At 67.4% G+C, this 22,777-nt stretch carries 17 protein-coding genes; 16 read left to right on the forward strand and 1 reads right to left on the reverse strand.

All coding sequences use genetic code 11. From position 1 onward, the window contains the following. Nucleotides 1-34: 34 nt before the first annotated feature. The 5 genes from EJI00_RS25080 (at nt 35) to EJI00_RS11380 (ending at nt 7,531) form a co-directional block, all read left to right on the forward strand. A complete protein-coding gene (locus tag EJI00_RS25080; protein ID WP_185868118.1) occupies nt 35-301 on the forward strand; it encodes a hypothetical protein in 267 nt (88 codons plus the stop codon). 281 nt (nt 302-582) lie between these two features. Next, complete coding sequence (locus tag EJI00_RS11365; protein WP_126747567.1) at nt 583-2,937, forward strand: DUF6351 family protein; 2,355 nt, start codon at nt 583-585, stop codon at nt 2,935-2,937. Nucleotides 2,938-3,019: 82 nt separating this feature from the next. After that, entirely contained in the window at nt 3,020-4,009 is a 990-nt protein-coding gene (locus tag EJI00_RS11370) for a tripartite tricarboxylate transporter substrate-binding protein (protein WP_126747568.1), read from the forward strand. 158 nt (nt 4,010-4,167) lie between these two features. After that, a complete protein-coding gene (locus tag EJI00_RS11375) occupies nt 4,168-6,159 on the forward strand; it encodes an ATP-binding protein (protein ID WP_126747569.1) in 1,992 nt (663 codons plus the stop codon). Next, nucleotides 6,152-7,531: a sigma-54-dependent transcriptional regulator gene (locus EJI00_RS11380; RefSeq protein ID WP_126747570.1), complete on the forward strand. Its 1,380-nt coding sequence runs from the start codon at nt 6,152-6,154 to the stop codon at nt 7,529-7,531. The genes EJI00_RS11375 and EJI00_RS11380 overlap by 8 nt, the downstream gene beginning before the upstream one ends. A gap of 58 nt (nt 7,532-7,589) precedes the next feature. On the opposite strand, the gene EJI00_RS11385 is transcribed toward EJI00_RS11380, so the two are convergent. Next, the gene (locus EJI00_RS11385) at nt 7,590-8,516 is read right to left on the reverse strand and encodes a LysR family transcriptional regulator (protein WP_126747571.1); all 927 of its coding nucleotides are present in this window, start codon (nt 8,514-8,516) and stop codon (nt 7,590-7,592) included. A gap of 157 nt (nt 8,517-8,673) precedes the next feature. Between EJI00_RS11385 and EJI00_RS11390 the strand changes: the two genes are divergently transcribed. The 11 genes from EJI00_RS11390 to EJI00_RS11440 all read left to right on the forward strand — a co-directional run bounded on the left by EJI00_RS11390 (nt 8,674) and on the right by EJI00_RS11440 (nt 22,728). Next, complete coding sequence (locus EJI00_RS11390; protein ID WP_126747572.1) at nt 8,674-10,806, forward strand: 3-hydroxyacyl-CoA dehydrogenase NAD-binding domain-containing protein; 2,133 nt, start codon at nt 8,674-8,676, stop codon at nt 10,804-10,806. A gap of 23 nt (nt 10,807-10,829) precedes the next feature. After that, nucleotides 10,830-12,038, forward strand: coding sequence for an acyl-CoA dehydrogenase family protein (locus tag EJI00_RS11395; protein ID WP_126747573.1), 1,209 nt, complete (start codon nt 10,830-10,832; stop codon nt 12,036-12,038). Between the two features lie 12 nt (nt 12,039-12,050). Further along, nucleotides 12,051-13,193: an acyl-CoA dehydrogenase family protein gene (locus EJI00_RS11400; protein ID WP_126747574.1), complete on the forward strand. Its 1,143-nt coding sequence runs from the start codon at nt 12,051-12,053 to the stop codon at nt 13,191-13,193. Continuing rightward, nucleotides 13,190-14,002, forward strand: a complete 813-nt coding sequence (locus EJI00_RS11405) for an oxepin-CoA hydrolase, alternative type (RefSeq protein WP_126747575.1) — start codon at nt 13,190-13,192, stop codon at nt 14,000-14,002. The genes EJI00_RS11400 and EJI00_RS11405 overlap by 4 nt, the downstream gene beginning before the upstream one ends. 76 nt (nt 14,003-14,078) lie before the next feature. After that, entirely contained in the window at nt 14,079-15,287 is a 1,209-nt protein-coding gene (locus tag EJI00_RS11410) for a CaiB/BaiF CoA transferase family protein (RefSeq protein WP_126747576.1), read from the forward strand. 41 nt (nt 15,288-15,328) lie between these two features. Next, a complete protein-coding gene (locus EJI00_RS11415; protein ID WP_126747577.1) occupies nt 15,329-16,327 on the forward strand; it encodes a Bug family tripartite tricarboxylate transporter substrate binding protein in 999 nt (332 codons plus the stop codon). A gap of 49 nt (nt 16,328-16,376) precedes the next feature. Then, on the forward strand, nt 16,377-18,320 hold the full coding sequence (locus EJI00_RS11420) for an acyl-CoA synthetase (protein WP_126747578.1): 1,944 nt from the start codon (nt 16,377-16,379) through the stop codon (nt 18,318-18,320). A gap of 64 nt (nt 18,321-18,384) precedes the next feature. Then, entirely contained in the window at nt 18,385-19,299 is a 915-nt protein-coding gene (locus EJI00_RS11425) for a Bug family tripartite tricarboxylate transporter substrate binding protein (protein WP_126747579.1), read from the forward strand. A 113-nt stretch (nt 19,300-19,412) separates the two neighbouring features. Then, the gene (locus EJI00_RS11430; RefSeq protein ID WP_126747580.1) at nt 19,413-19,994 is read left to right on the forward strand and encodes a TRAP transporter small permease; all 582 of its coding nucleotides are present in this window, start codon (nt 19,413-19,415) and stop codon (nt 19,992-19,994) included. Then, nucleotides 19,991-21,289, forward strand: a complete 1,299-nt coding sequence (locus tag EJI00_RS11435; RefSeq protein ID WP_126747581.1) for a TRAP transporter large permease — start codon at nt 19,991-19,993, stop codon at nt 21,287-21,289. Before EJI00_RS11430 ends, EJI00_RS11435 begins: the two co-directional genes overlap by 4 nt. 401 nt (nt 21,290-21,690) lie before the next feature. Continuing rightward, the gene (locus EJI00_RS11440; RefSeq protein ID WP_126747582.1) at nt 21,691-22,728 is read left to right on the forward strand and encodes a DctP family TRAP transporter solute-binding subunit; all 1,038 of its coding nucleotides are present in this window, start codon (nt 21,691-21,693) and stop codon (nt 22,726-22,728) included. Nucleotides 22,729-22,777 lie beyond the last annotated feature (49 nt).

Here is a 22,777-nt window from a genome sequence, read left to right on the forward strand (position 1 = left end):
AGTGGGCGGCCGCACCCGCTCCAGGATGAAGTCGATGAAGGTGCGGATCGCCCGCGAGGAACAAGAAGTTCTCCGAGATCAGCGTCGGCTCCAGGATCACCTCGCGCCGCTCCTCTCCCAGATTCTGGCCGTGATCCGCAGTGCAGCGGCGGCGGGAAGTTCATCGTTCATTCGGCGATTGCAGCAGAAAGCGTGCCGTGGGGCAGCGTGCGAATTTCCAGACAACGCAGGCTTCGGCTGGCTGGTTTTTCAGCCCGCACCGCACGGGAAAACCACGAGCCCCACAAAAAAATTCCTTTGAATTCAACCGCTTGCGTCTGGCGCCGGGCATGGCACATCGGTTGCTACTTAGGTTGCACACCCGCCAGAGGATGGAGACACACATGACAGACCTGCCGACACCTGCCGCGCCCGCTTTGCGCGCTTCGCCCGCTTCTTTCCTCCCCAGCCCGCACTGACGCGCCCTGCCCTGCGCGACGACCCGGCCCTGCCGAGTCGCGCCGCCGCATGCCCGTGCGCCGGATGGCGAAGCCGCCTTTTTCCTCGCCTGCCCTGCAACCACAACAAAACGGAGACCAGACAATGAAAATGAGAACCCCGACCGCGACACGCTTTCGCACCACCCCTGCCCGGGTCAGCACGCTGCTGGCCGCGCTGATCCTCACCGCCTGCGGCGGCGGTAGCGGCGGCGGTGGCGGCTTCAGCTTCATTCCGCCCGTCGCCGGCGGCCCCGGCACACCAGGCACACCAAGCAACCCGGATCCCGGCAATCCGAACTACCCAGGCAACCCGGGCAACCCCGATCCCGGCACGCCCCCGCCACCGCCACCGCCACCGCCGCCGCCGCCCGACGCCACGCTCAAGGTCAGCGTGCTGTCCTCGTCACCGCAACTCGTGACCGGCGACGACACGCTGGTCGAGCTCGAGTTTCTCAAGGACCAACCCGCCGAGAGCCTCGCGGTGACGGTCGACGGCCGCGACGTGACGGGCGCCTTCGTGCGCAACCCCGCCAACGGCCGCATGCTCGGCAAGGTCACGGGCCTGAAGGAAGGCGCCAACGAACTGGTCGCGAAGTACGGCGACTACAGCGCCAAGCTCGCGCTCACCGCCTACCCGGTCACCGGGCCGGTGATCTCCGGTCCTCACGAGGAGCCCTTTGTCTGCGGCTACGCCACCTTCACGCGCATGGGAGGCCAGGTGCTCAAGCCGCTGGACGACGGCAAGTGCTCGGTCGAGACGCGGGTCGACTACTACTACCGCACCACCACCGGCGGCAACACGCGCTTCGCGCCGGAATCGATCACGGCCTACCCGGCCAACATGGCCTACCTCACGATCAACGGCAAGCAGGTGCCCTACGTGGTGCGGCTCGAAAGCGGCACCATCAACCGCGGGCTCTACCAGTCGGCAATCCTGCACGACGTCCTGAACGAGCCGCCGCCATCGCCGACAACCCCGCCGGCCGGCTGGAACGGCACGCTGATCTATCCGCTGGGCGGTGGCTGCCAGGGCGGCTGGTTCCAGCAGGGCAACGACTTCGCGACGCTGATCAACCCGACCTACCAGAGCCGCGGCTATGCGGTGACGACTTCGACACTCAACGTCTTCGGCACCAACTGCAACGACCAGCTCTCCTCGGAAACGATCGCGATGGTGAAGGAGCGCTTCATCGAGAACTTCGGCGTGCCCAAGCACACCATCGGCACCGGCGGCTCGGGCGGCTCCTACCAGAGCCACCAGACCAGCGACAACTACCCGGGCCTGTTCGACGGCGTGGTGGTGAGCCAGGTGTTCGCGGACGTGACCTCCTCGACGATCTTCAAGCTGCACGATTCGCGCGTTCTCAACAACTACTTCAACGACCCGGCCACGGCGGCGCTCGCCTACACCACGGCGGAGAAGCAGGCCATTTCAGGCTACCTGCAGATCGGCAACATCCCGAACATGAGCAACAGCGCGGGCCGGCTCGACCCGACCGTGTCGTTCCCCGCGGGCGTGCCGGCCGAGCAGCGCTACAACGCGCTCACCAACCCGACCGGCGCCCGCGCCACGGTGTTCGACCACACCGTCAACGTCTACGGCAAGACCGAGGCCGAGGGCTTCGCGCTTCGCCCGATCGACAACGTGGGCATCCAGTACGGGCTGCAGGCGCTCAACGAGGGCAAGCTGAGCATCGACAAGTTTCTCGACCTGAACGAGCGCGTGGGCGGCGTGGATCGCGACATGAAGCGCACCGCGGCGCGCACCGTGGGCGATCTGGATGCGCTGCGCCGCGCCTATCAGTCGGGCCGCATCGTGAGCGGCGGCGGCGGGCTCGCGTCCACCGCCATCATCGACCTGCGCGACTACAACGACGGCGCCACCAACGGCGACATCCACACGAAGATCCACTCGTTCTCGATGCGCGAACGCCTGCGCCGCGCCAACGGCCACATCGACAACCACGTGATGTGGACCATGGGCGGCGGCGGCTCCGCCGCTGCCTTCGATCAGATGGTCGCCTGGCTCACCGCCGCAAAGGCCGACACCTCGGACCGCACCAAGGCCCAGAAGATCGCGGCCAACCGCCCGGCCGACCTGCAGGACGCCTGCTGGAACGCCGGCTTGAAGTACTCCGAGGAGCAGACCGCCTTCGGCACCGGTGCCTGCAACACCTTCTACCCGGCCGGCACCACGCCGCGCATGGCGGCCGGCGGCCCGCTCACCGACGACATCGCCAAGTGCCAGCTGAAGCCGCTGAACCCCTCGGAGTACAGCGTGACCTTCAGCCCGACGCAGTGGACGCGCCTGAGCGCAGCCTTCCCCGACGGCGTGTGCGACTGGACCAAGCCCGGCGTCGGCCAGCAGCCGCTCACCGGCACCTGGCTGTCGTTCGGTCCGTCGCCGGTGAACCTGCTGTTCGACATCACGAAGAAGCTGGTGTCGAGCTTCATGTAAGTCAACCCGCGCGCAGGGCCGCCGCAATGGCCTTGCGCCCTTTTTCTTTCCCTGATCCCCGGAGTGAACCTTGAAAGCATCCATGAAGAAGCCCCTCGCCCTCGCCGCCATTGCCGCCGCCCTCTCCACCGCCTCGCTCGGCCTGCACGCGCAGGACTTTCCTGCGGGCAAGCCGATCACCATCGTCGTGCCCTTCGCGGCCGGCGGCCCGACCGACCGCGTCGCACGCGACCTTGCCGAGGCCATGCGCAAGCCGCTGGACGGCACCAGCATCGTGATCGACAACGCCGCCGGCGCCGGCAGCACCATCGGCAACGCCAAGGTCGCGCGCGCCAAGGCCGACGGCTACACGCTGCTGCTCACGCACGTGGGCATGGCAACCACTCCGGTGCTCTACCGCAAGCTGCCCTACAACTACGAGATCGACTTCGAATACCTGGGCATGATCAACGACGTGCCGATGACCGTCATCGGCAAGCCGCAGCTGGAAGCCAACAACTTCAAGGAGCTGCGCGAGTGGGTCACCAGGAACGCCGGCAAGACCAACCTCGGCAACGCCGGCATCGGCTCGGCCTCGCACCTGTGCGGTCTCTTGCTGCAAAGCGAACTGAAGGCCGAGATGACCACCGTGCCCTACAAGGGCACCGCACCCGCCATCGCCGATCTGCTGGGCGGCCAGATCGACCTGCTGTGCGACCAGACGACCAACACCACCGGCCAGATCGAGGCGAAGAAGGTCAAGCCCTACGCCGTCACCACGCTCAAGCGCCTGACCACGCCCGCGCTGAAGGACCTGCCCACGCTCGACGAGTCGGGCCTGAAGAACTTCCAGGTGACGATCTGGCACGGCCTCTACGCGCCCAAGGGCACGCCCGCGCCGGTGCTGAAAAAGCTCAACGACGCGCTCAAGGTCGCGCTGAAGGACCCGGAGTTCATCAAGAAGGAAGAGGGCCTGGGCGCGGTCGTTGTCGCCGACAAGCGGGTCGAACCGGCCGAGCACAAGAAGTTCGTGCAGGCCGAGGTCGCGCGCTTCGGCCCGGTCATCAAGGCCGCCGGCGTGTACGCGGACTGAGCCCGGCGCAAGCTCATGGTGCAGGGCGCGGGCGGCATCGAGGGTAATTCCGTCTCGGCGCAGCGGGTGGGCCTGACTACGATCGGGCTCCTCCATCGCAGACCGGCGGATCGCCGCCTCCCGTTCCCGTGTCATTGCTCCTTTCGGCAGGCCGCACCATGCTGAAACTTTCGGCGCCGTACCGGCCCGGCTTTGCCGGATCGCCGGGCGACCTGCGCGACAAGGCCGTGCTGGTGCGATTCCATGGCAGCGACGTAACGACCGGCACGCCGCAGCTTTCGCGCTGGCGCCGCTGGGCGGCCATCGGCGTTTGGCTTTGCCTCATCGGCGCGGGCGGCGCACTGGCCTACCTCGGGGGCGAGCGCGCCGGCATCCGCTCGCTGCAGCAGGGCACCCTGCACCGGCTCGACATCTATTCGACCAGCCTGCGCAGCGAACTAAGCCGCTACGAGTACCTGCCGCAGGTGCTGTCTCTGAGCCCCGACGTGCTCGACCTGCTGCGCCGTCCCGACGACAGCAGCCTGCAGTTCAATGCCAACGTCTACCTGGAGACCGTCAACGCGCACGCCCAGGCCTCGGCCATCTACGTGATGAACGCCAGCGGCCTTACGCTGGCCGCCAGCAACTGGAACCAGCAGGGCAGCTTCGTGGACATGAATTTCTCGTACCGGCCGTACTTCCAGGACGCGTTGCGCGGAGTGCCGGGGCGCTTCTACGGCATCGGCACCGTGAGCCGCGAACCCGGCTACTACTTCTCGTTCGGCATCGTGGACGGCGCGCGCCAGCTCGGCGTTGCCGCCGTGAAGGTCAACCTCGACAAGCTCGATGCGACGTGGTCGCACTCGGCCGACAAAGTGCTGGCGGTGGACGGCAACGGCGTGGTGTTTCTCTCGTCGGACGCGGGCTGGAAATTCCGCGCGCTGCGCCCGCTCTCCAGCGAGACCCTGCAGCAGCTCGCGCAGACGCGCCAATACACCGAAGCCGGCTCGCTCACGCCCATCGACATGCGCGAGCACAGGCCGCTCTCGGGCGGCGCCGCCACGGTGGTGCAACTGAGCGCAAGCGAGGCCCGGCGCCAGACGGCTGGCGAACCCTTCGGGCCCGACTACCTGCTCGACAGCCGGCCGGTGGACGGCACCGACTGGAAGCTGATCATGCTGTCGGACATGAAGCCCGTGCACGCGCTCGCGCGCACCAGCGCCGTGGCCACGGTGTTCGCGCTGGTCTTCCTCACGCTGCTGGTGCTGTACTTCCAGCAGCGCCGCCGGATCGTGCACCAGCGGCTGGCCGCGCGCGAAGCCCTGCAGGGCGCCTACGATGAACTCGAGCACAAGGTGCAGCTGCGCACCGAGGCGCTGAGCGAGGCCAACCTGCACCTGCAGACCGAGATCGCCGAGCGCAAGCGCGCCGAGGAGATCCTGAAGACCACGCTCGAAGACCTCGTGCAGACCGGCAAGATGGCCGTGCTGGGCCAGATGTCCGCGGGCATCACGCACGAGCTGAACCAGCCGCTGACCGCACTGCGCACGCTGTCGGCCAATGCGGTGGTGTTCCTCGCGCGCGGCGAGTCGGCGCAGGTCGACATGAACCTGCGGACCATCTGCCAACTCACCGACCGCATGGGCCAGATCACCGCGCAGCTGAAGAAGTTTGCGCGTCGCTCGGCGGTCGAGCTGCAGTCGGTGGCGCTGGCCGACGTCATCGCAGATGCGCTCTTCCTGCTTGACCAGCGCATTCGCCAGGAACGCATCCAGCTCGAGCAGGCCGTTGAGCCGCACCTGCATGCGCTGTGCGAGGGCAACCGGCTGGAGCAGGTGCTGGTCAACCTGCTGGCCAACGCCTTCGATGCGACGGCGGGCGAGACCGGTGTGCGCCGCGTGCGCATCGTCGCGCGCCGCACGCCCGACGGCGCGATCGTCGAGGTGCACGACAACGGCAACGGCATTGCCGCGGAGGTGATGCCGCGCCTGTTCGAGCCCTTCTTCACCACCAAGGAACAGGGCCTCGGGCTCGGCCTGGGCCTGGCTATTTCGGCCGGCATCGTGCGCGACTTCGGCGGCCTCCTGCGCGCCGGCGAGAGCGAACTCGGCGGCGCCGCATTCATCGTCACCTTGCGCAACGGACAGCGCGGAGCAACCACCCATGGCTGAAGAAGAACTCGAAGTGCTGTTCGTCGAGGACGACCCCGCCGTGCGCATGGGCAGCACTCAGGCGCTGCAACTCGCGGGCCTGCACGTGTCGGGCTTCGGCTCGGCCGAGCAGGTGATGCGACGCCTCGCGCCCGGCTTCGCGGGCGTGCTCGTCACCGACGTCAAGCTGCCGGGCATGGACGGGCTCGCGCTGCTCTCGCACGCGCTGAACATCGACCCGACGCTGCCCGTGATCCTGGTAACGGGGCACGGCGACATCACGATGGCGGTGCAGGCCATGCGCCTGGGCGCCTACGACTTCATCGAGAAGCCTTTCTCGCCCGAGGAGCTGGCAGAGGTGGTGCAGCGCGCGCTGGAAAAGCGCGCGCTGAGCCTGGAGGTCGACCTGCTGCGCCGCAAGCTCGCGAGCTACGAGGCGATCGAGGCCAAGCTCATCGGCCGCTCCTCGGCCATGCAGCGCCTGCGCCGGCTGGTGCTCGACGTAGCCAGCACCGACGCCGACGTGCTGATCCTCGGCGAGACCGGCACCGGCAAGGAACTGGTGGCACGCTGCCTGCACGACCATGGACGCCGGCACGAAGGCCACTTCGCGGCCATCAACTGCGGCGGCATGCCCGAGGCGCTGTTCGAGAGCGAGATGTTCGGCCACGAAGCCGGCGCCTTCACCGGCGCGGCCAAGCGGCGCATCGGCAAGATCGAGCATGCGCGCGGCGGCACGCTGTTTCTCGACGAGATCGAGACCATGCCGATGAACCTGCAGGTCAAGATGCTGCGCACGCTGCAGGAGCGCCAGTACGAGCGCCTGGGCTCCAACGAACTGCGGCCCATGGACAGCCGCGTGGTCGCGGCCACCAAGGCCGACCTGCTGGAAGCTGCGCGCGAGAAAAAGTTTCGCGATGACCTCTACTACCGACTGAGCGTGGTGGTGCTGCAGTTGCCGCCGCTGCGCGAGCGGCGCGAAGACATCCCGCTGCTCTTCACCCACTTTGCGATGCAGGCGGCGCTGCGCCACGAACGGAAACTGCCCGCGGTCACGTCGCGTCACCTGCAGGAGCTGATGACGCACGCCTGGCCGGGCAACGTGCGCGAGCTGCGCAACATTGCCGACCGCTTCGTGCTCGGGCTGTGGGACGGCGGCGACGACGGCATCCTGAGCACAGCGCAAGGCTCGCGCACGCTTGACGAGCAGATGGCGCAGTTCGAGCGCTACCTGATCCACGAGGCACTGGAGGCCTGCGGCGGCAGCGCGGCCGCCGCGGCCGAGCGGTTGGGTGTTCCGCGCAAGACGCTGTACGACAAGATGCGCCGGCTCGGGCCTCTCGATGCACCGGGTGGCGCGAGCACCTCGCGGCGCGCATTGCGCAGTGCCTGACCACCCTTGGGCTCTGACCTGCCACTGAGGCGCGCCCCATGGCGGCCGGCGAAACCACCTACCGCTGCGACTGATCGACCGGCTCAGCGCCGGGCACCCGCACCCGCACCCGCTCCAGGATGAAGTCGATGAAGGTCCGGATCGCCCGCGTGTGCTGCCGGTTGGGCATGTAGAGCATGAACATCTGCGTGCCGAAAATGCTCAGCCGCCAGTCGTCCAGCGTGGTCACCACCTCGCCCCGGCGTACGTCCTCCTGCACCACGTAATCGGGCACGAGACCGATGCCCAGGCCCGCGAGGATGGCCTGGCGCAGGAACAAAAAATTCTCTGATATCAGCGTGGGCTCCAGGATCACCTCGCGCCGGGTCTCACCCTGGTAGGCCGACACGCGCAGTTGCCGGCCGATGACGGCGGCGGTGACCACCGGCGCACCCTGGAGTTCGTCAAGCTGGGTGGGAAGCGCGTGCTTCTCGGCGTAGTCGCGTGAGGCGCAAGCCACGTAGCGCACCGGCCCCAGCTCCCGCGCCACCAGGTTCTGCGGCGGCTCGGGCACCACGCGAATGGCAATGTCGACCTCGTCGCGCAGCAGGTCTTCGATGCGGTTTTCGAACACCACGTCAAGCACGATGCCGGGGTACTGGCGCTTGAAGTCGATCAGCCAGTCGGCCATGACCAGCTGGCCGTAGCCGCTGGGCACGCTGAGCCGCACGCGCCCCTGCAACCCCTCGCCCAGCGTGGTGACCGATTCCCGCGCGGCCAGCAATTCGGTCTGGATGGCCACGCCGTGCTGGTACAGGCGCAGGCCGATCTCGGTCGGCTCGGCGCGACGGGTGGTGCGGCGCACCAGCTGTGCGCCGACCGAGCGCTCCAGCTGGTTCAGGTGGTAGCTGACATTGGCGCGGCTCATCTTGAGCCGGCGGGCGGCCGCGCTCAGGTTTCCGGCGTCGAGGATTTCCACCAGCAAAGTCAGCGATTGGAGGTCCATGCGGCCATTGTGTCAAAAATTCTTTGACAGTCTGTCAACCGTCTATGCAATTGTCAAAGCGGCGGTGCGGGCCAAGAATGCGGGGTTCACCCCAGAGCCTCGGGCCCCGCGCCTTGCATCCGCATCCGCAGGGCCCGTCAACGCAAGAGACAAGCACATGGCCATCACCACTCCCGCCCCTTCCACGTCTTCCGGTCCTGTCACCTTCGAGCGTCTTGGCGGCGTGTTCGTGGTGACCATCGACAACCCGCCCGTCAACGCCCTGGGCGTGGATGTGCGCCGCGGCCTCGTGGCCGCCATCGAGGCGGCGGAGGCCGACAGCGCGGCCGCCGCGGTGCTGATCGTCGGCGCGGGCCGCAACTTCATCGCGGGCGCGGACATCCGCGAGTTCGGCAAGACGCCGCAACCGCCCTCGCTGCCCGAGGTGTGCCTGAAGATCGAGAACTGCAGCAAGCCGGTGATTGCTGCCATCCACGGCGCGGCACTGGGCGGTGGCCTCGAGGTGGCGCTTTCGGCGCACTACCGCCTTGCCGCGCCCTCGGCCAAGCTAGGCCTGCCCGAAGTGCAGCTTGGGCTCTTGCCCGGTTCGGGCGGCACGCAGCGCGCACCGCGCCTCATCGGCGTGAAGGCCGCGCTCGAACTGATGCTCAGCGGCCGCCACGCCGGTGCGAAGGAAGCGCTGTCGCTCGGCCTCGTCGACCGCCTCAGCACCGAAGCCGACGCGCGCGCCGAAGGCCTGGCCTACGCAGAAGAACTCGCCGCCACCAAGGCGCCGGTGCGCCGCACGCGCGAGGCCGCCGGGCTGGCCGATGCCGAGGCCAGCCGTGCCGCGCTCGAAGCGGCGCGCGCCGACACCGCCAAGAAAAGCCGCGGACTCTTCTCGCCGATGAAGATCATCGAAGCTGTCGAGGCTGCGCTCACGCTGCCTTTCGACGAGGGCATGGCGCTGGAGCGCAAGCTGTTCCTGCAGTGCATCGACAGCCCGCAGCGTGCCGGCCTGATCCATGCCTTCTTCGCCGAACGCGAAGTGCTGAAGGCACCCGAGACCAAGTCTGCCAGCCCGCGCCCGCTCGAATCGGCCGGCATCGTCGGCGGCGGCACCATGGGCGCGGGCATCGCGGTGGCGATGCTCGACGCGGGCCTGCCCGTCGTCATGATCGAGCGCGACGAGCCCAGCCTCGCGCGCGGCCGCCAGCATGTCGAGAAGGTGTACGACGGCCTCATCAAGAAGGGCCGCATGACGCCCGAGGCCAAGGCCGCGGTTATGGCGCGCTTCTCGGGCTCCACGAGATACGACGCGCTCGCGCAGGTCGACATCGTGGTCGAAGCGGTGTTCGAGGACATGGGCGTGAAGAAAGCCGTGTTCGCCGAACTCGATCGCGTGTGCAAGCCCGGCGCGGTGCTGGCCACCAACACTTCGTACCTCGACATCGACGAGATCGCAACCAGCATCTCTCGTCCACAGGACGTGGTGGGCCTGCACTTCTTCTCGCCGGCCAACATCATGAAGCTGCTGGAGATCGTGGTGCCCGCCAAGGTGAGCGCCGACGTGGTCGCCACCGGCTTCGAGCTGGCGAAGAAGCTCAAGAAGGTGCCCGTGCGCGCGGGCGTGTGCGACGGCTTCATCGGCAACCGCATTCTCGCGGTGTACCGCCAGGCCGCCGACCACATGATGGAAGACGGCGCCTCGCCCTACCAGATCGACGAGGCGGTGCGCAACTTCGGCTACCCGATGGGCCCGTTCCAGGTGTCGGACCTGGCAGGCGGCGACATCGGCTGGGCCACGCGCAAGCGCAAGGCCGCCACGCGCGACCCGAAGGCGCGCTACATTCAGATTGCCGACCGCATCTGCGAGTGCGGCTGGTTCGGCCAGAAGACGCAGCGCGGCTACTACCTGTACCCCGAAGGCGCGCGCATCGGCGTGCCCGATCCCGAGGTGCTGGCCATCATCGACGCCGAGCGCGAGCGCGCCGGCATCAAGCCGCGCGCCTTCACGGAAGAAGAAATCATGCGCCGCTACATGGCCGCGATGGTCAACGAAGGCGCCAACGTCGTGCACCAGCGCATCGCGCTGCGCCCGCTCGACGTGGACGTGACCTTTCTCTACGGCTACGGCTTTCCGCGCCACCGCGGCGGCCCGATGAAGTACGCGGACACCGTGGGCCTGCCCAAGGTGCTGGCCGACATCCGCGAATTCGCGAAGCAAGACCCGCTCTTCTGGCAGCCCTCTCCGCTGCTGGTCGACCTGGTCGAACGCGGCGCGAACTTCGACAGCCTCAACCACGCCTGAACCCCTTAGGAAGAAGCGACGCCATGGACCTGAACTTCACCCCCGAAGAAGAAGCCTTCCGCGCGGAAGTGCGCACCTTCCTCGCCGACAAGCTGCCCGCACGCCTCTCGGCCAAGGTCAGCGGCGGCAAGATCCTCGCCAAGGCCGACATGGAGGAATGGCACGCCATCCTCAACGCGCGCGGCTGGCTTGCGAACCACTGGCCCGAGCAGTACGGCGGCCCGGGCTGGACGGCGGTCGAAAAGTTCATCTTCGAGCACGAATGCGCGCTGGCCTTTGCGCCGCGCATCGTGCCCTTCGGCGTGAACATGCTGGGGCCGGTGCTGATCAAGTACGGCAACGAGGCGCAAAAGCGCCATTGGCTGCCGCGCATCCTCGACGGCTCCGACTGGTGGTGCCAGGGCTATTCCGAACCCGGCGCGGGCTCCGACCTTGCGGCCGTGAAGACCTCGGCCGTGCGCGGCATCGACGCGCAGGGCGACCACTACATCGTGAACGGCCAGAAGACCTGGACCACGCTGGGCCAGCACGCCAACATGATCTTCTGCCTGGTGCGCACCAACCGCGAGGCGAAGAAGCAGGAAGGCATCAGCTTCCTGCTGATCGACATGACTTCGCCCGGCGTGGAAGTGCGCCCGATCATCACGCTCGACGGCGAGCACGAGGTGAACGAGGTGTTCTTCTCCGACGTGCGCGTGCCGGCCGAGAACCTGGTCGGCGAAGAGAACAAGGGCTGGACCTGCGCCAAGTACCTCTTGACCTACGAGCGCACCAACATCGCGGGCGTGGGCTTCTCGGTGGCCGCGCTCGAACAGCTCAAGGGCATTGCCGCCACGCAGACGAAGAACGGCAAGCCGCTGGCGGAAGACCCCGCCTTCGCCGCACGCATGGCGCGTGTCGAGATCGATCTGGAGAACATGAAGACGACCAACCTGCGCGTGATTGCGGCCGTGGCCGGCGGCGGCGTGCCGGGTGCGGAAAGCTCGATGCTCAAGATTCGCGGCACCGAGATCCGGCAAGAAATCTCGTCGCTCGCGCGCCGTGCGATGGGCGTGTACGGCCGGCCCTTCATCGAAGAAGCGCTGCACGACGGTTTCGATGGCGAAACCTTCGGCCCCGCCTACGCGTCGGCCGCGGCTGCGCGCTACTTCAACAACCGCAAGCTGTCGATCTTCGGCGGCTCGAATGAAATCCAGAAGAACATCATCTCCAAGATGATCCTCGGTCTGTAAAGGAGACATGCCATGAACTTCGAACACACCGAAGACCGGCGCATGCTCGCCGACAGCCTGAACCGCTTCATCGCCGAGCAGTACGCCTTCGATGCGCGCGACCGCGTCGCGAAGTCCGCGCATGGGTTCAGCAAGGAAATCTTCCAACAGTTCGCAGAACTGGGCGTGATCGGCGCGCTGTTCAGCGAGGCCGATGGCGGCTTCGGCGGCGGCGGCTTCGACATTGCCGTGGTCTTCGAGGCGCTGGGCCGTGGCCTCGTGGTGGAGCCGCTGCTGGGCGCGGTGATGGTCGGTGAAGCGCTCAGCGCCGCCGGCAATGCTGCACAGAAAGAAAAGCTCGGCGACATCATCAACGGCGCCATCGTTACCGCATTCGCGCACGACGAAGCCGGCGCGCACCACGAGCGTACGCACGTTGCCACCCGCGCCGAGCGCAGCGGCGACGGCTGGGTGCTGAGCGGTGCCAAGGCGGCCGTGCCGCACGGCGAGCAGGCCGACCTGTTCCTGGTTTCCGCCCGCACCTCGGGCCAGGTGGACGACGAAGCCGGCATCTCGCTGTTCCTCGTGCCCGCGAAGACGCCGGGCCTCACGGTGCGCGGCTGCCCCGCCATCGACGGCGGCCGCGTGGCCGAACTCGCATTCGACGGCGCGAAGCTGGGTGCCGATGCACTGCTGGGCACCGAAGGCCAGGGCCACGCCACGCTGGAGCGCGCCATCGGCCGAGGGGTGCTCGCACTGTGCGCCGAGGCCGTCGGCGCGATGGAAGCCGCCAAGACCGCCACGCTCGACTACCTGCGTACGCGCAAGCAGTTCGGCACGCTCATCGGCAGCTTTCAAGCGCTGCAGCACCGCATGGCCGACCTGCTGCTCGAGATCGAGCAGGCGCGCTCGGCGGTGATCAACGCGGCAGCCGCCATCGACGGCGCGGACCGCGTGGCGCGCGAACGTGCGCTCTCGGCTGCCAAGTTCAGCATCGGCCGCATCGGTGCGCTGGTGGCGGAAGAAAGCATCCAGATGCACGGCGGCATCGGCATGACGTGGGAGCTGCCGCTGCCGCACTATGCCAAACGGCTCGTGATGATCGACCACCAGCTCGGCGACGAAGACCATCATCTGCAGCGCTACATCGCGCTTGGCAAGGAGACCGTGCAATGAGCGACAAGACCGTTCTCATCAGCCAGCAAGGCGCCGTCCGCATCCTGACCAACAGCAACCCGGGTGCGCGCAACGCGATCACGCCGACGCTGTATGCGGAGCTGAGCGCCGCGCTCGCCGACGCGCAAGACGACCCCGAAGTCGGCGCCATCGTCTTCACCGGCGCGGGCGATTTCTTCTGCTCGGGCGGCGACCTGAACCTGCTGGCCAAGCGCCGCGAACTGCCCGCCTCCGAACGCCGCGAAAAGCTCGAGGGCCTGCACGACCTGATCCGCGCCATTCGCGATTGCGGCAAGCCTGTCATCGCGGCCGTCGAAGGCGGTGCGGCGGGCGCGGGCCTGTCGATGGCGCTGGCCTGCGACATGCTGGTGTCGGCGCGCGATGCGTTCTACACCGTGGCCTACGTCAAGGTCGGCCTCACGCCCGACGGCGGCGCCACGGCCTTTCTGTCGGAGTTCGTCTCGCGCCAGGTGCTGACCGAAATGTGCCTGACCGGCGACCGCATGACGGCCGAACGCCTGCATGCGCTGGGCGCGGTCAACCGGCTCACCGACAAGGGCGCCGCGCTGGCCGAGGCCATTGCACTGGCCGCCAAGGTGGCCAACGGCCCGCAGCGTGCGAGCGCGCGCATCAAGACGCTGTGCCGCCAGGCGCACCGCGCCACGCTCGAGGAACAGCTCGAGGCCGAGGCCGTGTACATGGTCGAGTCGCAGGCCGACGCCGAAGCGGCCGAAGGCATCGGTGCCTTTCTCGGCAAGCGCACGGCGGATTTCGCTGCGCTGCGCCGGCAGAAGCCGGACCCTTCCTGACGCCGCTGCACACATTCACCCCACATCACGCCTCGCACCCGCTGCGGGGCTTTCTCGTTTCAAGGGAGTTGCTCTCATGCCCATGCTGAATTCCTCGCTGCCGCTTGCCGGCGTGCGCGTTCTCGATCTGTCCCGCATCCTCGCGGGCCCCTGGTGCGGCATGGTGCTGGCCGACATGGGCGCCGAAGTCATCAAGGTCGAGCACCCCGGCCGCGGCGACGACACGCGCGACTGGGGCCTGCGTGTCGGCAACACCGAGACGGCCTACTTCAACAGCGTGAACCGCAACAAGCGCTCGGTCACGCTCGACCTGCAGACGCCCGAAGGCCAGCAGATTGCACGCGACCTTGCCAGGCAGTGCGATGTGGTGATCCAGAACTTCAAGTTCGGCGGCATCGACAAGCTCGGCCTCGGCTATGAACAGCTGAGCAAGGAAAACCCGAAGCTCATCTACTGCTCGATCTCGGGCTATGACCGCACCGGCCCGGAGGCCGCGCGCCCCGGCTACGACCTCGTGGTGCAGGGCGAGGCGGGCCTGATGGCGCTGAACGGCGAAGCCAACCAGCCGCCGCTGAAGTTCGGCGTGGCGGTGGTCGACCTGTTCACCGGCATGTACTCGGCGCAGGCCGTGCTGGCCGCGCTGTACCAGCGCGAAAAGACCGGCAAGGGCCGCCACGTGGAAATGGCACTGTTCGACTGCGGCCTGATGATCACCGCCTACTACGGCCTCGAAGCACTGCTGATGGGCGAAGACCCGCCGCGCTACGGCAACTCGCATCCGTCGATCGTGCCCTACGGCGTGTTCGACGCGGCGGACGGTCCGCTGGTCATTACCGTGGGCAACAACGCGCAGTTCTCGCGCTTTTGCACCGACGTGCTCGAGCGGCCCGACCTTGCGGCGGACGAACGCTTCAAGACAAACATCCTGCGTTCGGCAAACCGCGCGGTGCTGCTGCCCGAGCTGCACGCCGAACTGGCCAAGCGCCAGCGCGCCGACCTGCTCGAAAAACTCACGCAGTCAGGCATTCCCTGCGGCGAGGTGCTGGGCCTGCTCGAAGCGCTCAACTCCAAGCGCGCGACCGACGCGGGCCTTGTTACCGAGCAGCCGCATCCGGTGGCCGGCAAGGTCAACGTGCTGGCGCCGCCCTATCGCTTCGACGGCGAGCGGCTGCCGGTGCGCAGCGCGCCGCCGCAACTGGGCGAAGCCACGCACGAGGTGCTGCAGTCGCTGCTCGGCCTTTCGGACGACAAGCTCGCGCAACTTAAATCGAACGGCGTTCTCTGAAGACGCTCTTTCCTTCTCCTCATTGATTCCCTGAAGAAGTCATGGCATTTCCTTTCTCCCGCTCCCTTCGCAATCCCGCACGCCGCGCGCTCATCGCCCTGGCCCTTCCGCTGGTGGCAGGCGCCGCCTTCGCGCAGGCCTGGCCGGCCAAGCCGATCACCGTGGTCGTGCCCTTTCCGCCAGGCGGCCCGACCGACGTGGCCACGCGCATCGTGGCGCAGAAGATGTCGCAGGGCCTGAAGCAGAACATCCTGATCGACAACCGCAGCGGCGCCTCGGGCACCATCGGCGCGGCGGCTGCCGCCAAGGCCGCGCCCGATGGCTACACCTTCGTGATGCTGGCCACGCCCACGCTGCTGGCCGCGCACCTGTACGGCCCCACGCCCTACGACATCTTCAAGAGCTTCACGCCCGTGGGCACGGTGTACGACCTGCCGATCGTGATGGTGGTCAATCCGAAGTCGCTGCCCGAAGTCACCGGCCTGCAAAGCCTGATCGCCAAGGCCAAGGCTGAAGGCGGCAAGCTCAACTACACGACGGCGGGCGCCGGCAGCTTCGGCCACCTGACGACCGAGCAGCTCAAGAACATCGGCAAGTTCGACATGCAGCACGTGCCCTACCGCGGCAGCGCGCCGGCCGTGACCGACCTGATCGGCGGGCAGGTGCCGGCCATGTTCTCCGACCTGGTGGCGGTGATGCCGCACATCCGCGCGGGCACGCTGCGCGCCATTGCGGTCGGCTCGGGCAAGCGCGTGAGCCTGCTGCCCGACGTGAAGACGGTGGCCGAACAGGGCTTCCCGGGTTTCGATGCCACGTCCTGGGGCGGCCTGCTGGCACCGGCGGGCACGCCCAAGGACGTGGTCGACCGCATGAGCGCCGAGCTGAAGACGGCGCTGGCCGACAAGGAAGTGCAGGACAAGCTCGAAAGCGTCGGCGCCTTCGCGGCCTACGGCACGCCCGAGCAAACGGGCACGCGCATGCGCCAGGATTTCGAGCGCTGGGGCAAGGTCATTCGCGACAACAAGATCACGAACCAGTAAAACAGCGCTTCGCACGCGGCCGGCAAAGAGACAATATCAGGAGACACGCATGGCAGACAGCAAGAAGACCAAGATGGCCGGCGAGCCGTTCCGCCCCCTGTTTCCGGTGCGCAGCCTGGCCGATATCCGCAGGCTCGAGGAAACGCCGCTCGCGCAGGCGCTGACGGTGCGCAGCACCTACGAGATCTTTCGCAACGCGGGCGCGGCTTTCGGCGGCAAGACGGCGCTCACCTTTCTTCGCACCGGCAACCCGGCCGATGAGCCGATCCGCTGGTCGTATGCCGACCTGCTCGCGGGCATCCACCAGACCGCGAACATGCTGCATGCGCTGGGGGTGGGCCCGGAAGACGCTGTGGCGGTGCTGCTGCCGGGCTGCCTTGAATACCACCTGGCGCTCTGGGGCGGCGAAGCGGCGGGCATCGTGCAGCCGCTCAATCCGCTGCTGACCGACGAGAAGCTGGTGGCGCTGATGACCGCCGGCCGCGCCAAGGTGCTGATCGCCTACGGCTCGGACAGCGAATCGGGCATGTGGTCGAAGGCGATGCGGCTGCGCAGCCAGGTGCCGACGCTCACCACCGTGCTTCGCGTGGCGCCGCACGACGAGGCACCGGGCGCCGCGGGCGCGCTGCCCAAAGGTGTCGCCGAGTTCAACACGCTGCGCGCCGCGCAACCTGCCGACCGGCTCATGAGCGGCCGCGACATTGCGCCCACAGACATCGCCGCCTACTTCCACACCGGCGGCACCACCGGCGCACCCAAGCTCGCGCGCCACAGCCACGGCGCGCAGGTGTTCACCGCCTGGGCCAGCGTGCAGGTCGCGGGCATGAACGACCAGGGCATCTCGATCAACGGCTATCCGCTGTTCCATGTGGCGGGCGTGCTGCCGGCTTCGCTGGCGTCGCTTTCGGCCGGTGTGGAGGTGATCATTCCGACGACCTCGCTGCTGCGCAACAAGGAGGTGCTCGCCAACTACTGGAAGCTGGTCGAGAAATACCGGCCGACCTCGCTCTCGGCCGTGCCCACGGTGCTGGCGGCATTGGCGAATGTGCCGCTGGACGGCGCCGACATTTCATCGATTGGCTACTGCCGCACGGGCGCTGCCGTGCTCTCGCCGGAACTGGCCGCGCGCTTCGAGCGCCTGTTCGGCCTGCACGTGCACGAGAGCCTCGGCATGACCGAAATGGCCGGCATCTCGACCATCACGCCGCCCGGCGTGGACGGGCCGGCGGGCTGCGTCGGCTTTCCGCTGCCCTACATGCAGATGCGCATCGTGGCGCTCGACGAAAGCGGCAACGCCAGCGACCGCGACCTGCCGCCGGGCGAGCAGGGCATGGTGCTGTTCAAGTCGCCCAACCTGTTCTCGGGTTTCGTCGATCCGGCGGACAACGCCAAGGCCTTTACCGCCGACGGCTGGCTTGCGACTGGCGACCTGGGCTGGATCGATGGCGACGGAAGGCTCAACCTCAGCGGCCGCTCGAAGGACCTGATCATCCGCAGCGGCCACAACATCGACCCCAAGGTGATCGAGGACGCGCTGGGCGCGCATCCCGCGGTGCAGCTGTGCGCGGCGGTGGGCGCGCCCGATGCGTACGCGGGCGAACTGCCGGTGGTGTTCGCAACGCTGGTGCCGGGCGCATCGGCCACCGAGGACGAACTGCTGGCCTTTACAGCCGCGCGCGTCGACGAGGCGCCCGCCAAACCCAAGTCGGTGATCGTCATCGAGAACATGCCGATGACCAACGTCGGCAAGATCTACAAGCCCGAGCTTCGCGCCATGGCGGCCAGCCGCGTGGTGGCGGCTGCGGTGGCGCAGATCTGCAACGAACTCGGCTTGACGGAAGCCGCTTGGCCGAGCGTGCGCAGCGAGGGCGAAAGCCTGGTGGAGGTGCGCATCGACGCAGCCGCCGCGGGCACGCTCGCGGCGCCGCTGCAGCAGCGGATCGAGGCGGCGCTCGCGCCGCTGCCGTTCCGGACCAAGGTGCGCGCGGAGTAGTCCCTGCGCCGTTTCTTGGCTGCGGCACGCGCAGAAAAAATCAACCATAGGAGACATCGAGAACATGAACAACGCCACATTCACCATCCGCCGCGCCCTGCACTGCGCCATGGCATCGCTAGCGTTCGCGGTCACCACCGCCGGCTGGGCGCAGACCTACCCGAGCAAGCCGATACGCATGGTGGTGCCCTTCGCCGCGGGCGGCGCGACAGACGTGCTGGCCCGCGTGGTGGGCGAGAAAATGGCCGCAGGGCTGGGCCAGCCGGTCATCGTCGACAACAAGCCTGGCGCCGCCGGCATCATCGGCACCGACGCGGTGGCCAAGGCCCCGGCCGACGGCTACACCCTGGTGCTGGCGCTGAGCAATTCGCTGCTGACCAACCAGTTCCTCTACCAGAAGCTGCCCTACGACACGCAGCGCGACCTCACGCTGGTCTACCAGATTGCCACCGCGCCGCTGGTGCTGGTGCTGGTGGTGCACCCCAGCGTGCCGGTGAAGAACGGGCCGGAGCTCTTGAAGTACGTGGCCGCCAACAAGGGCAAGGTGGCCTACAAGGGCGAGGCGCCGATGCTGCAAGACCTGATCGGCGGCCAGATCCAGATGGCCTTTGCCAGCGCGCTGGTGGCCAAGCCGCACATCGAGGCCGGCAAGCTCAAGGCCGTCGGCGTGAGCGGCGAGCGCCGCATGGCCACGCTCCCCGACGTGCCGACGCTGGCCGAGCAGGGCCTGGACGACGAGGCCTACCGCGTGGCCGGCTGGCTCGCCATTGCCATGCCGGCTGGCACGCCCAAGCCGATCGTGCAGCGCATTGCCGAAGAAGTGGGCAAGGCCACGCGCCAGCCCGATGTGCAGGCACGCGTGGCGGCGATGGGCTTCGACCTGAAGGAGAGCTCGCCCGAGGCCTTTGCCGCCGTGTACAAGAAGGAAAGCCCGATCTGGGAGCGCCTGATCAAGGATTCGGGCGCCAAGCTCGAGTAGCCCGTTTCGAGAGGGCCGGAGGGGGCGGGAATGGGGCCGCAGCTTAGGAAAACCCCGATGAACGGATGGACATGGATCGTTACCATCCATGGCTGCTTTCCCCCTCCCTCTCGATGACCACTCCCAACGAGTCCGGCCCCTTGCTGGACGCCGCCAGCCCCCTCCCCCCAGACATCGAAGCCGCCGACGAGCCCACCAAGGTGCCGCTTGCCATCGAGGACTGGCTCACCGTGATCATCATGGGCGCGCTGGCGCTCATCACCTTTGCCAACGTGCTGGTGCGCTATTTCACCGATTCATCGTTTGCGTGGACGGAGGAGTTCTCGGTCTTCCTCATGATCATGCTGGCGCTGGTGGCCGGCTCGGCCGCGGTGGCGCGCGACCGGCACATCCGCATCGAATACTTCTCGGAGAACGGCTCCATGGCGCGGCGCAAGCGGCTCGCGCAGTTCGGCGCGCTCATGATCGCCATCCTGTTCACGCTGATCGGTGCGCTCAGCATCCGCATGGTGTGGGACGACTACCGCTTCGAAGAAACCACGCCGGGCATCGGCCTGCCGGCCTGGTGGTATTCGATGTGGCTGCCCATCGTGTCCTTTGCCATTGCGCTGCGCGCGGTGGGCCTGATGATCCGCCGAGGCCGCAAGGCGTACACCGGCGAGCAAAGCAAAGACGACAAAGGCGACGCATCGTGATCGCCACCCTTCTCTTCGTCGCCTTCGTCGCGATGATGCTGGTGGGCGTGCCCATTGGCGCCGCGCTCGGCCTGGCCGGCGCCGCCTGCATTGCGCTGGCCAACAGCGACGCGCAGTGGTTCGGCTTGCTGGCCGTGCCGCAGAATTTCTATGCCGGCCTGGGCAAGTACCCGCTGCTGGCCATTCCGATGTTCGTGCTGGTGGGCTCCATCTTCGACCGCTCGGGCGTGGCGCTGCGGCTCGTGAACTTTGCGGTCGCCATCGTCGGCCGCGGCCCCGGCATGCTGCCGCTGGTGGCGATTGCGGTGGCCATGTTCCTCGGCGGCATCTCGGGCTCCGGCCCGGCCAATGCCGCCGCGGTGGGCGCGGTGATGATCGCGGCCATGTCGCGCGCGGGCTACCCTGCCGCCTTTTCAGCCAGCGTGGTGGGCGCCGCGGCGGCCACCGACATCCTGATTCCGCCTTCGGTCGCATTCATCGTGTATTCGGTGCTGGTGCCGGGTGCCTCGGTGCCGGCGCTGTTTGCCGCCGGAATGATCCCGGGCGTGATGGCCGGCCTGGCGCTGATGATTCCGGCCGTGCTACTGGCCCGCCAGCACAAGATGGGCGCGCTCGAATCGACGCTGCCTCGCCCACCGTTCTGGAAGAGCTTTCGCGAAGCGATCTGGGGCCTGGCTGCGCCGGTGCTCATCTTGGGCGGCATGCGCGCGGGCTGGTTCACGCCGACCGAAGCAGCGGTGGTGGCGGTGTTCTACGGCCTGTTCGTGGGCATGTGCGTGCACCGGACCATCAAGGTGCGCGACCTGTTCGTGATCTTGCGCGAATCGGGCGAGCTCTCGGCGGTGATCCTGCTGGTGGTCTCGCTCGCGGGCATCTTCGCGTACTCGCTCTCGACGCTCGGCATCATCGACCCTGTGACGCGTGCGATCGTGAATTCGGGCTTGGGCGAATACGGCATCCTGGCGTTGCTGATCCTGCTCTTGATTACAGTCGGCATGTTCCTGGACGGCGTGTCGATCTTCCTGATCTTCGTGCCGCTGTTGCTGCCGATCGTGCAGTACTACAAGTGGGACCCCGTGTGGTTCGGCGTCATCCTCACGCTCAAGGTGGCATTGGGCCAGTTCACGCCACCGCTCGCGGTCAACCTGATGGTGTCGTGCCGCATCGCCAAGGTGCGCATGGAAGAAACCGTTCGGTGGGTGGGCTGGATGCTGTTCTCGATGTTCCTGGTGATGGTGCTGGTGATCGCTTTCCCGGAACTTGCGTTGTGGTTGCCTCGGAAGCTGGGGTATTGAGATGCGACTCTGCTTCTCTTTGCTTCGCGCTGTTCGGTTAGCGCCTTGTTCAGGGCGCGCACCCGCCGACGGGGCACCTTTCTCCGCGAATGTCCCCCGGCCTGCGGCCTCCTCCTTTATTTCGCTGCGCAAGGCACCCCGCCAGCGGGTGCGTTGCACAGAGCGGTGGTTGAACAGCGGTACACCCAGAGCGTGCCCAGGTGCACAGGGCATCGGGTGCTCCGCGCAGCGAAATAAAGGAGGAGGGGCGCAGCCCCGGGGGACATTCGCGGAGGGGAGTACCCGGTGGCCTTTGCACACGCCCTGAACAGCGGCCCCAAGAACAGCAGCGCCAAAACATCAGCAAACGTTCCCGAAAACATCCACTACTTAGTTGTGTTCAGAAAACAAGGAGACCTCTCATGAAATTCCGCCGTACCCTCTTGGGCCTTGCCGCCGTAGCCACCGCCCTGGGCATGTTCTCGACCGGCGCCATGGCGCAGGCCGCCTACAAGCCCGAATACAAGATGTCCCTCGTGCTCGGCCCGCCCACGCCGTGGGGCCAGGCCGGAAAGATCTGGGCCGACCTCGTGAAAGAGCGTACCCAGGGCCGCATCAACATCAAGCTCTACCCCGGCGTGTCGCTCATCCAGGGCGACCAGACCCGCGAGTTCAGCGCGCTGCGCCAGGGCGTCATCGACATGGCCGTGGGCTCGACCATCAACTGGTCGCCGCAAGTCAAGCAGCTCAACCTCTTCTCCATGCCCTTCCTGATGCCCGACTACGCGGCCATCGATGCGCTCACGCAAGGCGAGGTCGGCAAGGACATGTTCAAGACCCTCGACAAAGCCGGCGTCGTGCCCCTTGCCTGGGGCGAGAACGGCTACCGCGAAATCACCAACTCCAAGAAGCCGATCAAGTCGCCTGAAGACTTGAAGGGCATGAAGATCCGCGTCGTCGGCTCGCCGATCTACTCCGACATGTTCACCGCGCTGGGCGCCAACCCCACGCAGATGAGCTGGGCCGACGCCCAGCCCGCGCTCGCGAGCGGCGCGGTCGACGGGCAGGAGAACCCGCTCTTCCTGTTCACCGTTCTCAAGATGCAGAACGTGGGCCAGAAGTTCGTCACCACCTGGGGCTACGTGGCCGATCCGCTGGTGTTCGTGGTCAACAAGGAAATCTGGGCTTCGTGGACGCCGGCCGACCAGGCCATCGTTCGCCAGGCCGCCATCGATGCCGGCCAGCAGGAGATTGCCATTGCGCGCAAGGGCCTGGTGGAGGCCGACAAGCCCGTGCTGAAGGACATTGCCGCCATGGGCGTGACCGTGACCCAGCTCACGCCCGCCGAGCGCGAAGCCTTTGTGAAGGCCACGCGGCCTGTGTACGAAAAGTGGAAGGGCACCGTGGGTGCCGACCTCGTGGCGAAGGCCGAGAAGGCCATCACAGCACGGAAGAAGTAAGCAGCAAGCAACCCGTGCCGCTTCAGGGTGCCGCCGCGACAATGTCGCG

It is taken from the genome of Variovorax sp. DXTD-1, from assembly GCF_003984625.1.
In the GTDB taxonomy this organism is placed as follows: domain Bacteria; phylum Pseudomonadota; class Gammaproteobacteria; order Burkholderiales; family Burkholderiaceae_C; genus Variovorax.